Origin of the sequence: Maribacter stanieri (genome assembly GCF_900112245.1) — a bacterium.
Lineage (GTDB): Bacteria > Bacteroidota > Bacteroidia > Flavobacteriales > Flavobacteriaceae > Maribacter > Maribacter stanieri.
Window position 1 is genome coordinate 1,036,925 of sequence record NZ_FOYX01000001.1, and the last position, 16,849, is coordinate 1,053,773.

Here is a 16,849-nt window from a genome sequence, read left to right on the forward strand (position 1 = left end):
TTTGCTAAATTATGAATTGTTACTTTCATCCGAAGATTTTTCCAACAAAACCCTGTTCCTCGCAATACTCTCTGGGTAGTTTTGTTGCAAGAAAGTGATTAATTTTTCACGTACAAGAACACGTAAATCCCATGCGGTAGGCGAATCTTTGGCACTCATTAAAGCTCTTATTTCTACACTGTTTTGTTTGCTTTCAGTTACTTGTAAAACATTTACCTCTTTGTCCCAAAGGTCTGTACTTTCCAATATTTTGGTTAATTCTTCACGAATAGCATCAAAGGGTACATTGTAATCGGTGTAAAGAAAAACGGTCCCTAAAATATCTGAAGAAGTCTTGGTCCAATTTTGAAAGGGTTTTTCAATAAAATAGGGGGTAGGGACAATCAATCTACGTTTGTCCCAAATTTTTACGACAACATAGGTCAGGGTTATTTCTTCAATTCTGCCCCATTCTCCTTCAACAATTACAACATCATCAATTTTAATAGGCTGTGCTATAGCAATTTGTATACCTGCTAACACTGTCCCTATCATTTTTTGGGCAGAGAAACCAATGATAATTCCTGCAACACCTGCAGAGGCAAAAATACTTACACCTAGCTCTCGTATACTTTCAAAACTCATTAATACTGCACCAATGGCTAATAGAACAATGACAAACATGAAAATGCGTTCCAGAATATTGAACTGTGTATATATTTTTCTTGCTTTTAAATTGTTTTCCACATGAACATCATAATTGCTAACGATAATTTTTTTGATGATTTTCAAAAGATTCAACATTAGCCAAGTAACCGAGAAAATAAATAGAATGGTACTTGTCTTTTTAAAGAAGTATTGGTGTTCGTTAAGATTTAATATGGTGCGTAATGCTTCAGAACGAATGAGTATTGAGATAAAAACGAAAAATATAGGCCAACTCAGTTTTCTGAAAGTGCCTTCTGGCAATAAGTATTTAGGGTCTCTACCAAATTTTCTAAGAAAGTAGGATATGAGCCAATACGCAAATAGGATGGCTATGAGGGAAACTAGAAAGAGATAAAGTTCACTTCTGGGGACGGTATCAAAAAATGTATTCATTTAAAATAAGTTGTGGTTTTTGATCTTCTACAACTTACTAAAATTAAATAGGACTAAAAATTTATTGGTCAGTTATTAGATTGCTTTATGAGAGTATAGAAAAACTATTGCCTAAAATTAAAATTTCATCGATTTGCATGTGTTATTTTTGCAATCGAATAACAAACATATACGCTATGAAAGGAGTATTATTGGTCAATTTGGGTTCGCCAGAGAGTCCTACCGCAAAAGATGTTAAGCCGTATTTAGATGAATTTCTAATGGATGAGCGCGTAATTGACGCTCCTAAATGGTTAAGAACTATACTTGTAAGAGGAATAATTTTACAGACTAGACCAAAAAAATCTGCAGAAGCATATGCTAAAATATGGTGGGAAGAAGGTTCGCCGTTAGTTGTTATTTCTGAGCGTTTCTCCAATAAACTAAAAACACAGACTGAAATGCCTGTGGCTTTAGGTATGCGTTATGGCACCATGTCTATTAAAAAGGCTATGCAAGAGTTGAAAGATAAGGGAGTTGATGATGTGTTATTGGTACCACTATACCCACACTACGCAATGTCTAGTTTTGAAACTGTAGTAGTAAAGGTTTTGGAAGAACAAAAGGCTGGTTTTCCAGAAATGAAAATTACCACATTACCTGCTTTTTATAAGCATCCAGAATTTATTAAAGCCCTCTCTGAAAGTATTAAGGACGGATTAGAAGGATTTGATTATGATCATATTTTATTTTCATACCACGGTATTCCTGAGCGTCATATCCGTAAAAGTGATCCTACCAGTTTCCATTGTAAAATAGATGGCACTTGTTGTAACGTAAATTCTGTTGCGCATAATACGTGTTATAGACATCAAGTATATGATACAACAGAAATGGTAAAAGCATATTTGGGATTAAAGGAAGAGCAAGTGAGTTCTTCGTTTCAATCGCGTTTGGCCGGTGATCCATGGTTGAAACCATATACCGATTATGAGTTTGAACGATTAGCAAAAGAAGGCAAGAAAAAATTAGCTGTTATTACTCCTGCCTTCGTAAGTGATTGTTTAGAAACCTTGGAGGAAATTGCTATGGAGGGTAAAGAACAGTTTATGGAAGCCGGTGGTGAAGATTATAAGCATATTCCTTGTATGAATGATAATGATGCTTGGGTTAATGTAATGGCTAAATGGGTGAATGACTGGCAAGCAACTAATAAATTAGATGTAGTGCCAAGCACCTAATAAAATTAAAATTCTAAGAAAATCACTGCTATGAAAATCGAAGAAATAGAAATTATATTACAACCGTTAAGAGAAAAATTAAGAAATCATGCGCTTTATGCGGAGTTGAAATCAGTATCTGATATCCAGATATTCATGGAGAGCCATGTGTATGCCGTATGGGATTTTATGTCGCTTTTAAAGGCATTGCAAATTAACTTGACCTGTACTTCATTGCCGTGGAAACCGGTAATCAACACAAATACCGCTCGGTTTATTAATGAGATAGTTTTGGAAGAAGAAACTGATGTTAATGAACTTGGAGTTTTAAAAAGTCATTATGAAATGTATTTGGACGCTATGGTTGAAGTAGGTGCAGATACTACTAAAATATCAGAATTTCTCAATAGCATTGATGAGTTGGATAGTGTTTTGAAAACAATTCAAAATTCTGATTTAAACGCTGCCGTTAAATCTTTCTTGAGCTTCACTTTTGAAATGATTAATACGCAACAACCACATAAAATTGCCGCTGCCTTCACTTTTGGTAGGGAAGAGTTAATACCAGATATGTTCTTGAAGATTGTAGAAAGTGCAGGTAAAGATGCATATCCTAAACTTGAATATTATTTAAGAAGGCATATAGAGTTAGATGGTGATGAACATGGTCCGCTTTCCATTAAAATGATAAAGGAGTTGTGTGGTGATGATGAGGTTAAGTGGCATGAAGTTCTAGAATGTTCAGAAAATGCATTACAACAACGCATCAATTTATGGAATCATATTGTAGAAGCTATTCAAGAACGTCAACAAATTACAGCCTAATTTGCGATGGTGTTTTAAACAAAATCAGTAATCAATAAATTCAACAAATAATGGCAAACGTTTCCGCAGAACAACTGGGTACGGAATCAATTTCGAGTTTGCTCATTAAACAAGCAGTACCCGCTAGTATAGGCATTTTGGTAATGTCGTTGAATGTTTTGGTAGATTCTATTTTTGTAGGTAATTGGATAGGGTCAATTGCAATTGCGGCAATCAACGTGGTTCTTCCAATTTCTTTCTTTATTGGTGCTTTAGGTATGGCAATTGGTATTGGTGGAGCCAGTATTATATCTCGTGCATTGGGTTCGGATAATAAAGAGAAGGCATTGCGCACTTTTGGTAATCAAATATCCTTTACCATTTTGATTACCACCATTATGGTTACAGTGGGTCTTACATTTGTAGATACACTAATTCCTGCATTTGGTGGCAAAGGTTCTATTTTCGAATTTGCTAAAATCTATTATGTTATCGTTCTATATGGTGTGCCTTTTTTGGCACTTAATATGATGGGTAATACGGTTATACGGGCAGAGGGCAAACCTAAATTTGCCATGATTGCCATGATAATTCCGTCCATAGGAAATCTTGTATTAGATTATCTATTTATTAATGTACTTGATTATGGAATGGAAGGTGCTGCTTGGGCTACTACTATTAGTTACTTTCTTTGCTTTAGTTATATCCTATATTTCTTTCTGTCAAAGCATTCAGAACTAAAACTGAATCTACAGTATTTTAGAATTGATTTTTCCATTTTAAAAGAAATTAGTTCCCTTGGATTTGTGACCCTTTCTAGGCAGGCGGTTGTAAGTATTATTTATTTGTTGATGAATAATATTCTCTTTGATTTGGGTGGCGAGGCAATGGTAGCGGTATATGCTATAATTGGAAGAATGCTAATGTTTGCACTGTTTCCGGTGTTTGGTGTTACACAAGGTTTTTTGCCAATTGCAGGATTTAATTACGGTGCGGGCAAATATGATAGGGTAAAAGAGTCAATTTACACAGCCATAAAATTTGCGGCTATATTAGCAACTATAGTTTTCACGGGACTCATGATTTTTCCGGCAGATATTGCAGGGCTCTTTTTAAGCCAAAAGGCAGACATGAGCGATTTGGAAATAGCAACAAACGCTTTTGTTCTTGAAAACACACCTTCTGCCATGCGTTGGGTGTTTGCCGCTACACCAATTATAGCACTACAACTTATTGGTGCTGCCTATTTTCAAGCAATTGGTAAGGCTGTACCGGCATTACTATTAACGCTATGCCGACAAGGTTTTTTCTTTATCCCATTAATTCTAATCTTGCCGAATTATTTGGGAGAGTTAGGTGTTTGGATCTCTTTTCCTATTGCAGATGTGCTTGCTACAATAGTAACTGGTTACTTTTTGCGAAAAGAAATCAATACCAATTTGGTTAAATCCACATAAAAAGCAAACCTAAGTGGACATTTATCGTAGATAGCTTTAGAAATACTAAAGAATACTATCATGAATTTTATTTTGTCACAATTAATCGCTGCTGCCATTTTCTTATTGATATGGAAACTTAAAGAATTGGTTAATAATCAAAATGTATATGTCGAACTACTAAGGGAAGAGTCCCCTAGCAATTCAAAATTTAAATAATGTGATTAGTTTGCTGGTTTAGCATGCAGCAACTCCATACCGGTTGAAGATCTAGGTTTAAAACCCGTCCAGTCCTTGTCATTAGAATTTTCTTGAATATCTAAGAACTTGGCATTATCTTGATTTTTAAGGTGTTTACCTATAAATGCAGTTACAAAATGTTGATTTACATTGTTTAGCTTACGCTGGTCCCATGAAGGTTCTGCATATCTATAGTATTCATCTATATGTAAACTTGGTGCCAATGCTTCTACTGGTGGAGGGTTTGGTGCAACATTATGTCTTGCATTTTTATAAGTCAATAAATAACGATCTGCATTTACAGCACCTTCGTAAATTGCTTTGATACCTTTTTCATAACCAGATATGTCATCTTGGCTTCCTGCAATAAAGAATGTGGGTGTTTTTAGCCCTTTTAATCCTTCTGCATCCCAAACACCACGTTCCATTCCCCATGGGGCAAAAGCTACGATGGCTTTAATTCTAGAATCAGCCTTTTTTTCGTATTCTGCGTTACCTGCTATATTTATCGTGATTGCAGTACTGCCACCTGTCATGCCTGTAAAAAACTGAGCTAAACCTTGACTATATCCCGCTCCGCCCACATTTAAAACTCCGTAACCACCCATAGAATACCCTATAATCGCCGTGTTATTGGCATCTACAAGTCCCGCTATTTTATTTTTGGAGCCTTTTGCTCCTAATTTTTCCATTTCGTTAATTACGAAGCGAATGTCATTTGGTCTATTTAAAAGGGTGCTTTGAAATGCGTTGGCATCTTTAAATGTTGAATCTGTATGGTCAATTGCTGCTACAATATATCCTTTAGATGCCAAATTTTCGGTCAGGTAAGTCATCAAATATCTTGAGCCAACATAACCGTGAGATACTACAACCAATGGAAATTTGCTTCCTTTTAAAGCTTCAGCATCTCTATATGCTCGTCCTTTAAAAGTAAATGGTGTTATGGGCCGCAATGTGTCGCCTGCTGTTCCCATTACTTCGTTGTAGATTACCGTTTTTGCGTTATTATCTACACTGGCAGGATACCAGATTTCTATAGTTATCGGTCTGTCGTAGCTAGGGTCTTTACCATCTTTAGATTTTAAAATATCGACTTGGTTTGTATTGATAAGGTTTACTGTTTGTACGCCCACAGCATATTCTCCTTTTTTACTTAATTCAGGCGCATCAGGTAACGCATCGCCGTACAAAAAGTCTTGAGTTTGGGCGTTAATTGAAGTAAGAGCAAGTCCGTTAAAAAGAAAGGCTAATAAGAATAAGGAAAATAATAGCGGTCTAATTTTCATAATTGTTAGTTTGTTGCCTTAAATATAGGAATACTTTAAATATCGAATATCTTTTTTTCATTTTGTTGAACTTAACTACTTTGGTTAAAAATGCTTTTAATTACACTTGACTATCACCAGCGGTTGAATGTATAATTTATTTAATCATATATCAGAATTTTAAAAACAGCTTTTGATAATTAATAACTAAAAGAATACTTAGATTGATGATTTGATAAATATGATTCTATACCACTCCCAATAAAATCTTAAAATCAACATTTTTACAACTATTTGTTTAATTTTAGAGGAGACTAATATCAAACTATCAAAATGAAAAAGCACCTTACCAATGCTAGCATTATCATGCTAGCACTTTTACTATTGCCCCTATCCTTGTTATCTCAAAGAAGGAATAAATCTCAAAATAACACACCAACGTATCCAGAAGAATTATATTCTAGTTTAGAGTATAGGTCCATTGGTCCGTTTCGTGGTGGTCGTTCTGCAGCAGTAACTGGTGTGCCAGGCGAGCCTAATTTATTTTACTTCGGTGCTGCCGGTGGTGGAGTATGGAAAACATTAGATGGAGGACGTTCTTGGGATAATATTTCTGACGGACATTTCGGTGGAAGTATTGGTGCTATTGAGGTTGCTAAAAGCGATCCAAATGTTATTTACGTAGGTGGTGGTGAAAAAACCTTAAGAGGTAACGTTTCTTCTGGCTACGGAATTTGGAAAACAGAAGACGGTGGTAAAACATGGGCTACCGCAGGTTTAGAAAAAAGTAGACATGTACCAAGACTTCGTGTACATCCTACAGATTACAATACTGTTTATGCAGCGGTCTTAGGTGATATTTATAAACCAACAAAAGAACGTGGTGTTTATAAAAGTACAGATGGTGGTAAAAACTGGAAGCAAGTTCTTTTTGTAAATGAACAAGCTGGTGCGGTCGATTTGACTTTTGATCCTAATAATCCAAGAATTTTATATGCATCTACATGGCATGCACAACGTACACCATATAGCTTAATTAGTGGTGGTGATGGCTCTGCATTATGGAAAAGTATGGACAGTGGAGAAACTTGGACAGAAATTTCTAAGAACGAAGGTTTTCCTAAGGACACATTAGGAATCATTGGTGTAGCAGTTTCGCCAAAAAATTCAGAGAAAGTTTGGGCTATAGTAGAGAATAAAGAAAAAGGTGGTTTATACCGTTCAGAAGATGGTGGTAAAACATGGGCTGTTGTTAATGAAGAGCGAAAAATTCGTCAACGTGCTTGGTATTATACTAGAGTATATGCAGATACACAAGACGAGGATGTAGTTTATGTGTTGAATGTAAACTACCACAAGTCTACCGATGGTGGTAAATCGTTCAATACGTTTAATGCACCACATGGCGATCATCATGATTTGTGGATATCTCCAGAAGACTCTCAACGTATGATTATTGGTGATGATGGTGGTGCGCAAATTTCTTATGATGGTGGAGAAACGTGGAGCACGTATTACAATCAGCCTACGGCACAGTTTTATAGGGTTACCACAGATAATTCTTTTCCATATAGAATTTACGTAGCACAACAAGATAACTCAACATTACGTATAGATCACAGAAGTGATGGGCGTACTATTGATGAAAGTAACTGGGAGGAAACTGCTGGTGGAGAATCTGCATGGATAGCTGTTGATCCTAAAAATGATGATATTGTTTATGGAGGTAGTTACGGAGGATTTTTAACTCGTGTAAATCATGAGAGAGGTACTGTTAGAGGTATTAATGTTTGGCCAGATAACCCTATGGGTGCTGGGGCAGAATCTATGAAATATCGTTTTCAATGGAATTTCCCTATCCTATTTAGTAGACATAATCCTAAAAAATTATACACCTTTTCTAACTACGTACATGTATCTGAAAATGAAGGTCAAAGTTGGGAAGTATTAAGTGGGGATTTAACCAGGAACGATCCAACAAAACTAGGGTCTAGTGGTGGTCCAATTACTCAAGATAATACGAGTGTTGAATATTACTGTACCATTTTTACGGCTAATGAGAGTCCTTTAAAAGAAGGTATTCTTTGGGTAGGTAGCGATGACGGATTAATTCATGTATCAAAAGATGCTGGTGCCACTTGGGATAATGTGACCCCACCTAATATGCCAGAATGGAATATGATCAATAGTATTGAGCCTTCTAATTTTGATGAAGGTACATGCTATGTAGCTGCTACTAGATATAAGTTGGGCGATTTTCAACCATATCTATACAAAACCACTGATTACGGTAAAACTTGGACAAAAATAACGAATGGTATTAATTCAGAACATTTTACAAGAGTAGTTCGTGAAGACCCAAAGAAGAAAGGGTTGTTATATGCAGGTACCGAAACAGGAATGTATGTTTCTTTTAATGACGGTGCTAGTTGGTCTCCTTTTCAGATGAATTTACCTATCGTTCCTATAACAGATTTAACCATTAAAGATGATAATTTAATTGTAGCGACCCAAGGTCGTAGCCTTTGGATAATTGATGATTTGACTGTGTTACATCAGTTAGATGATAGTAAGAAAAATGCTAATTCTATTCTTTTTAAGCCTAAAGATTCTTATCGTACAAAAGGGAGGTCGGCTAAAACACCATCTAAGACTAGTGGTCAGAATTTAGCAAATGGAGTAATTACTCATTTTATGCTTAAGAATTATACAGAGAAAGACACTGTTCAGCTTACTTATACAAGTATGGCAGGAGATACTTTGGCAAAGTATAGTACTTCGGCAAAGAAAAAAGAGGAAAAGTTAGCTATTAAAAAAGGTGGTAATACTTTTGTTTGGGACACTCGCGGTAAAGGTGCAGAGAAGTTAAAGGGTATGATTTTATGGGGTGCAAATTTAGATGGTGCAAAAGCAGTACCTGGTAATTATAAAGTCCATTTGAATGTTAATGGAAATAATAGCTCTGAAACATTTACAATTTTGCCTGATCCAAGAGCAGAAAGTACGGTTGCTGAAATGCAAAAGCAGTTTGATTTCATTACCGATGTTAATACTACTATAGATAATGCGCACCAATCTATAAAAAAGATTAGAAATGTAACCGAACAATTGACTGCGTTTATGGAGCAGTATAAAGATGATGAGAGAACGAAAGATTTAAGAGAGAAGGCTATGACCATGAAAGATAAGTTGGGTGAAGTTGAAAAGGCATTATACCAAACTCAAAATAGAAGTGGTCAAGATCCTCTGAACTTTCCTATTAAACTGACGAACAAATTAGGTCATTTGAATAGATTGGTTTCTATGGATAATTTCCAGCCTACAGATCAAGATGTTGCAGTTAAAAATGAGTTGACCACGGCAATTAACAAGGAACTTCAAATTTTTGATAATGTAATATCATCTGAACTTCAAGAATTTAATAAAGGGTTTAACGAACTGAAATTAAATTACTTGTTCATTGACGAAAGCAAATAATTAAAATTTAAAATCCTCTCCATTACAAGAGAGGATTTTTTATATAATCTATCCAGATAGTATTGACAACAACCAATCATTGAATAATGAAAAAACTACTACTTTTTTTTATGGCGGTTATACTGACTACCATAACATTCGCTCAAGCTGCTAATGATTATTTTCAGCCTTTAAAATATCGAAATATTGGTCCGTTTAGAGGAGGGCGATCGGTAACCGCAACAGGGGTTATTGGTGACCCAATGACCTATTATATGGGAACAACTGGTGGCGGAGTTTGGAAAACCGAATCTGCAGGGCAACGGTGGGAAAATATTTCTGATGGATATTTTGAAATGGGTTCCGTTGGTGCTGTTTCGGTATCGGCATCTAACCCTAATATTGTGTATGTTGGTATGGGTGAACATGCGCCACGTGGGGTAATGACTTCTTACGGAGACGGAGTATATAAATCTACTGATGCCGGTAAAACATGGAAGAAAATGGGTCTTGAAAAAACCCAGCATATTTCACGAATTATCATCCATCCTACAAATCCTGATATCGTTTATGTGGCTGCGCAAGGTGCACTTTTTGAAGGTAATGCCGAACGTGGAATATATAAAACTACAGATGGAGGTAAAACGTGGACAAATACCTTATTCGTAAACAATCTTACGGGTGCATCAGAACTTTCTATGGATGCGAATTATCCTGAAATTATGTACGCTGCCATGTGGGAGCATCAACGTATGCCAAATATGGTTGTAAGTGGAGGACCAGGTAGCGGACTTTATAAATCTACGGACGCAGGCGAGACATGGAAGAAAATTCATGAAGGTCTACCTGAAGAAAAAGGAAAAATGGCAATCGCTGTGAGTCCTTCGAATTCTAACAAGGTATATGCATTAATAGAAAGTGATTCAGATGCCGATAAAGGCGGGTTATTCGTTTCTAACGATGCAGGTGAGTCTTGGTCAATGGTAAGTGGAGATAATAGATTGGTACAGCGTGCTTGGTATTATATTGAGGTTTTTGTGGACCCTAATGATGAGGAGACTGTTTATGTTTTAAGTGCACCGGCATTACGTTCTGAGGATGGTGGAAAAACATGGGAGAATGTTGAGGTTGCCCATGGAGATACACACGATTTATGGATTAACCCTAGCAATTCTAAGAATATGGTTTTGGCAGATGATGGTGGTGCTTCTGTTTCTTTTGATTATGGTAAAACATGGTCTACACAAAGCAATATGCCTACTGCTCAGTTTTATAGAATTAGTGTAGATAATTTGTTTCCTTATAATATTTATGGCGGTCAGCAAGATAATAGATCGGTAAGAATAGCAAGTTTGTCTACCGGAAGCGGTAGTATTACAACAAGGGATTGGACAGATTCTGCAGGTGGTGAAAGTGCTTTTTTAGCATTTGATCCAGATAATCCAAGATATGTAATGGGCGGTCAATATTTAGGGACTGTTGAAGTTATGGATATGGAGTCTAAAGCTGCAACACAGATTATGCAAGCACCTATTCAATATTTAGGTCGTGAGGCGCGAGACATGAAATACTTGTTTAATTGGAATGCTCCTATTATTGCTTCTACTCATGAATTGGGCACCTTTTATCACGGAGCACAATATGTTTTTAGAACTCGAGATATGGGTCTAACTTGGGATAAAATTTCTGATGACCTTACTCGAGATATCGATGCAAAACAAGGCAATGGTGGCGAACCATATACGAACGAGGCTGTGGGTGCTGAGAACTATGGTACGCTTGCGTATATTTTAGAATCTCCACATGAAAAAGGATTTATCTGGACCGGTAGTGATGACGGATTGGTGCACTTGACAAAAAACGGAGGGGAGACATGGGAAAATGTAACGCCTAAAGGATTAAAAGAATGTTTGATCAATGCAATTGAGGTTTCTCCGCATGACCCTGCCACTGCTTATATTGCTACAACTAGGTATAAGTTTAATGATTATACGCCAGGTTTATATAAAACAACCGATTACGGTAAAACTTGGACTGCTATCAACTCCGGTATTCCTTACGGTGCGTTTACACGTGTAGTTCGTGAAGATGAACTTAAGAAAGACTTGTTATATGCAGGTACCGAAAAAGGAATATATGCCTCTTGGAACGGGGGTAAATCTTGGGAGCCATTTCAATTGAATTTACCAAAGACTCCAATAACGGATTTAAAGGTTCACAAAGGTGATTTGGTAGTTGCTACATCGGGTCGTTCATTTTGGATTCTTGATGATATTGTTGCTCTTGGACAGTATCAACCTTCAAAAACGGGACTTCAGATTTTGAAACCAAAAGACGCTTATAATGGTTCTTGGGGAAGCCCTTTAAATGGTAATTCTGAAAAGTTTACGGGTAGCGATGCTTTTGAAGGTATTAATCCTGCTAATGGTGTTGTGTTGTATTATGAACTTCCAAAGTTGAAGGACAGTACAGCTATAACTTTAGAAATATCAGATGCTAAAGGAAAAGTAATTAGAACTATAAGCTCAGAAAAAGACCCTAGTTATATTCCTCATAATGGTGGTGGTGCTCCACCTGCACCGGTTTTAAGCAAAGAAGAAGGGTTAAACCGTTTTGTTTGGGATATGAAATACCCAATTATGCCTAGTATACCAGGTGTTTATATTGAGGCAGGTTTTAGCGGACATAAAGTATCTCCTGGTACGTATACTTTTAAATTAAAGGTTGATGACCAAACAGTTTCTACTACAGGTACAATTAATGAAGTGCCCACCTATGAAACCAAGCCAGGTCAGTACGAAGAGTATGATACTTTTATGACCATAGCAGAAGCAGAAATGACCGAAATGCACAATATGATTAATCAGTTATATGCTGTACAAAACGATTTAGCTGAAGTATTGAAAAAGGTAACCGATACTACAGCCAAAGCAGCTGGTGAAAAACTACTTGCAGAAATGAAAACATGGGATGGTGATATGGTACAACGTAAATCGCAAGCGTATGATGATGTTGAGAATTTCCCTAATAAGTTTTCTGCCGAATATATATTTATGATTAATCAGACGAATAGTGATATTCCAAGATTGAACAAAGCGAGTAAAGACCGTAAGGCTGAATTAGACGCGCAATGGGCGGGTTTAAAAGCCAAAGGCAATCAATTCATAAACACGGCCATACCTGCATATAATAAAACATTGTGGGAAGCGGGAATTGGCGCTATAAGATTATAAACTAAGTTCTGTTCGCTTTTGTTAACTTTGGGCTTAGTTTAAGACTAGAATTGAAAAATAAGAATTGAGAAAAGAGAAATGAGTTTTACACTTGAACTTGTTTCTTGCTCTTGAACTTTTATTTTGCACTTGCACTTGCACTTGAATTTGTTTTTTAACTCTATGACAGAATATTACAATTATATAAAATCCCTGCATCTCATCTTCGTTATAACGTGGTTTGCAGGGCTTTTTTATATTCCTAGATTGTTCATTTATCATATTGAAGCCAATTTAAAACCCTCTCCTGAAAAGGAAATTCTATCAAAGCAATTGAAGTTAATGACCAAACGGCTATGGTTTATTATTACCTGGCCATCTGCAGTTTTAGCAATATTCTTTGCTATTTGGTTGCTTGTCATTTATCCTGGTTGGTTAACACAACCTTGGATGCATGTAAAACTTGGTTTTGTGCTATTATTGATTTTGTACCATTTAAAGAACCATCAAATTTTTAATAGATTTCAGCGTGATGATATTAGATATACTTCTAACTATATGCGTATGTGGAACGAAGGTGCAACTCTTATCCTTTTTGCTATCGTATTCCTTGTAATGCTAAAACATACCTTCAACTGGATTTTTGGAGTCGTAGGAATCATTGTATTGGGTATATTGCTAATGCTGGGGATTAAGCTCTACAAGAGAATTAGAAACAAGAACCCAGAAGCATAACAGATCTTAATTTTTTTCGCTTTAAGAAGTCAATGATATTTTTGCTAATTGTGCAGCAATTTTAGCTTTTGGTAGAATTAGCTTAAAGGTTGTTCCTTTTCCTTCACCTTCAGATTCTGCAATTATGGTTCCACCATGGGTAACAGCTATTTGTTTAACCATATAAAGTCCTAGTCCAGTTCCCTTGATATTCTCATGAAAACGCTCGAAAGGTGTAAATAGTTTTTTTAATGCACGTTCATTCATTCCTAGTCCGTTATCTCGTATAAGGAAGCTATTCGTTTCGCCATTATCCTCGTAATCTACAGATATTAACGGATTTGGTTGGTCTCCCATATATTTAACTGCATTGTCTAAGAAATTACCAAAAACTTGAATTATTCTATTGCGATCACCAAAAATGTCGGGTAAATTATCGGCTATATTAAGCGTTATGTTTTCCTTTTTAAGCTTACTCTTGATGAGGTTTCTTGAGAGGTCTAATATCTCATTGGTTTTTAATAACTCGTTTTTATTCTCTACTTTACCAAGTCTTGCTATTTCGGTAATATCTAAAATTAATTCGTTCATATTAGTACATGAAATATTAATAAGGTTCAGATACTCTTCTACATTTGGATACTCCTTAACCGGAATTTCTATAGGAATAAGACTAGCGAGTCCTTTTATATTATTTAATGGACTTTTTAAATCGTGAGAAACCGCATAGGTAAATCGTTGTATTTCCTCATTTTTTGATTCTAGATTACTTGCAGCTTCTATGAGTTTGTTCTTTTGAAATTCTAACTCTTTTGTTCGTTGTGCTACGTTAAGTTCAAGTCTTCGTTGATTTTTTTTAATGTTTCTCAGTTTAATATGATGGGCAATATAGAATAACAATAAAATTAGAGCAATCATTAAGAACTTAAACCACCACGTCTGCCAATAAGGAGGGGTTATGGTAATAAATAGGTCTTTTTCGTTATCGATCCAGACTCCATCAGAATTAGTAGATTTAATCTTTAATGTGTATTCTCCAGGATTTAAGTTTGTATATGTAGCACTCGGTTTATTGCCTACATAATTCCAATCCTTTTCAAAACCTTCTAAATAAAAGGCGTAATTAACACTTTCCGGATGCCTAAAAGTTAGTGCCTTGAAATCAATATTAATTACCGATTGTTCATAGTTAAAGGTCAGCGAATCTACTTGAGAGATATCCTTTTTTAATACTTTAAAATCGTCGTTAGGAAGCACAGGTTTATTGAAAATTTTAAGTCCAGATACAAATAATGTAAGTTTATCTTTCTGTTTTTCTACGTCGCTAGAAGTGAATATGTTAAATCCATTTATGCCACCAAATATATACTCCCCTTTACTAGTGGTTATAGATGAACTTGCAATAAATTCTTTAGATTGTAACCCATCGCCTACATCATAATTAATTGTTTCTCCTGTTTGGGTATTATATCTTATAATACCATTTTCTGTACTTAACCATAGGTGTTTGTCTTTATCGTCAATAATTCCTTTTATGGCATCATTCTTTAAGCCATCGGATTTTGTTATAGATAAGAAAGAATCGGTTTCGGGCAAATATTTGTTTAGACCTCCTTGTGTACCTACCCAAATGGTATTCTTATTATCTTGAATTATTGCATTAATGAATCGATTGCTTAGGCTATTATTGGTATGGTAGTGGGTACTTGACCATGTTTCGTTATTTTCGGTCAACTTGAATAAACCAGAGTTTAATGTTCCTATCCAAATGTTACCTTGGTTGTCTTCGAATATCTGATATAATGAATTAATGTCAGTTTTATCTATCTCTGACTTAAGAGTTATGTTTTCATGTGTATTTGTAGCAGGGTCGTACACTTGTACTCCCGAGAAGTAGTTTACAATCCAAATTCTTCCTTTTTTATCCTTTAAAAGGTCAATTATTATATTCGATTTTAGAAATGAATTTTCTGCTGTTAATACTTTAAATTTTTTGGTATTTGTGTTGAGTACGGCTATACCATGAGTCCATGTTCCCGCCCATAATTCATCTTCTTTTGTCTGTAAAATTGAGAGAACTACATTACTATTTAATGTTTTGTCCTTTAATGAGTAGTTGTCGAATGTATCTAAAGATCTGTTCCAGTAATCTATACCGCCACCATCTGTTCCAATCCATAAATTGCCCTTTTTATCTTCAATAAAACAGTTTACCAATTTATTACTTAAAGATTTAGGGTTGAAAGGGTCAGAATTTATATGTTGAAATTTGAAAAAGTCCTTATCATAAATATTAAGTCCGCTTTTATAAGGGGCTATCCACATGGTGCCATTGCGCGTACATAACAATGACCAAATTGAATCGCCTGAAAGTGAGTTGGGTCTTTTAACACTGTATTGAATGTGTCTAATAATTTCTAGGTCGTTAGAATAAATATATAGACCGTTGTTTTCAGTACCTATCCAAAGTTCATTATCTAAGTTTTTTTCTAAAGAGCGTATAGCAAAACCTGGACTCACATCTTTTTCTTTGGAAATAAATGTTGAATTGCCATTTATAATTAACTTATATAAAGAGCCCATGCCTGACCCCAGTAGATAGGTGTTTTTTGTTTTCTCAATACTGGTAATGATTTCATCGGTTTCTTTAATATCACTAATGATCTCCATGTCAAAATTCATGATCATGGTATTATAAGTGAAAACAACAAGTATTCGTTCAGAATCTAGAATCTCTATTTTTACAACTTTGTTTAACCTAGGATTTTCTAGGTTAACATGCTCATTTGGTGGTGGAAAATGTTTTAGTTCACCTGTTTTTACATCGTATCTGTAAAGACCCATAGATTCAGCACCTAGCCAAAGCATACCATCTTTTTTAACTATTGTTTCAAATACTACGTTTTTAATGGAAGTACCTTCATTCTTGAATGGGTAAGGAGTTATAATATTTAAACTGCGATTATAAAGACTTAGGCCTTCATTTGTGCCGATAATAATATTTTGACCATCCTCATATAAAGCAACAATGTATTCATGATTAAGACCAGTCTTGCCATCTAAACTTTTACTGTATATTTCAAAATCTTTTCCATCATATCTGTTCAATCCATTTCTGGTTCCTATCCATATAAAACCAAAATTATCTTCCAGAAGCACGGTAGCGCTACTTTGAGACATGCCTTCTTGAATATGCTGAAAATTAAGCGGTTCTGTATATTGAGATTGTGCTTTAAAGAGGGAAAGAACAACAATAAAAAGAATGATAAACTTAAAATAATATTTTGACCTCATGCCAGACCTTTAATGATATACATTATATTAACGTAAATAAATGTAAGAAATTACCTTCAATTATTTTTTGTTATGTAATTTTAACCTCTTATTATAAAAGAATTGATTCTAGAAATGAGTTTAATAATTATACCTAAGCGATATAT

General features: G+C 35.3%; 9 protein-coding genes. 6 read left to right on the forward strand and 3 right to left on the reverse strand.

The features are described from left to right. Positions 1-9 precede the first annotated feature (9 nt). Positions 10-1,080, reverse strand: coding sequence for a mechanosensitive ion channel family protein (locus tag BM296_RS04535; protein WP_091901753.1), 1,071 nt, complete (start codon positions 1,078-1,080; stop codon positions 10-12). Positions 1,081-1,256: 176 nt separating this feature from the next. On the opposite strand from BM296_RS04535, the gene hemH reads away from it, so the two are divergent. Genes hemH through BM296_RS04550 form a run of 3 tightly spaced genes read left to right on the forward strand, consistent with a single transcriptional unit; the run spans position 1,257 to position 4,540 of the window. Further along, positions 1,257-2,300, forward strand: coding sequence for a ferrochelatase (gene hemH / locus BM296_RS04540; RefSeq protein WP_091901755.1), 1,044 nt, complete (start codon positions 1,257-1,259; stop codon positions 2,298-2,300). 30 nt (positions 2,301-2,330) lie between these two features. After that, entirely contained in the window at positions 2,331-3,104 is a 774-nt protein-coding gene (locus tag BM296_RS04545) for a DUF3050 domain-containing protein (RefSeq protein ID WP_091901756.1), read from the forward strand. A gap of 50 nt (positions 3,105-3,154) precedes the next feature. Further along, the gene (locus BM296_RS04550; RefSeq protein ID WP_091901758.1) at positions 3,155-4,540 is read left to right on the forward strand and encodes an MATE family efflux transporter; all 1,386 of its coding nucleotides are present in this window, start codon (positions 3,155-3,157) and stop codon (positions 4,538-4,540) included. A gap of 203 nt (positions 4,541-4,743) precedes the next feature. Here BM296_RS04550 and BM296_RS04555 read toward each other — a convergent pair whose 3' ends face one another. Continuing rightward, complete coding sequence (locus BM296_RS04555; protein ID WP_091901760.1) at positions 4,744-6,048, reverse strand: alpha/beta hydrolase family protein; 1,305 nt, start codon at positions 6,046-6,048, stop codon at positions 4,744-4,746. 312 nt (positions 6,049-6,360) lie between these two features. On the opposite strand from BM296_RS04555, the gene BM296_RS04560 reads away from it, so the two are divergent. From BM296_RS04560 to BM296_RS04570, 3 genes are all read left to right on the forward strand, one after another. Further along, positions 6,361-9,504, forward strand: coding sequence for a WD40/YVTN/BNR-like repeat-containing protein (locus BM296_RS04560; protein WP_394365295.1), 3,144 nt, complete (start codon positions 6,361-6,363; stop codon positions 9,502-9,504). Positions 9,505-9,590: 86 nt separating this feature from the next. Then, complete coding sequence (locus BM296_RS04565; RefSeq protein ID WP_091901762.1) at positions 9,591-12,716, forward strand: VPS10 domain-containing protein; 3,126 nt, start codon at positions 9,591-9,593, stop codon at positions 12,714-12,716. A gap of 162 nt (positions 12,717-12,878) precedes the next feature. Beyond that, entirely contained in the window at positions 12,879-13,430 is a 552-nt protein-coding gene (locus BM296_RS04570) for a CopD family protein (RefSeq protein WP_091901764.1), read from the forward strand. Between the two features lie 21 nt (positions 13,431-13,451). Here the strand turns inward: BM296_RS04570 and BM296_RS04575 are convergent, their stop codons facing one another. Beyond that, entirely contained in the window at positions 13,452-16,703 is a 3,252-nt protein-coding gene (locus tag BM296_RS04575) for a ligand-binding sensor domain-containing protein (RefSeq protein ID WP_091901766.1), read from the reverse strand. Between the last annotated feature and the right edge of the window lie 146 nt (positions 16,704-16,849).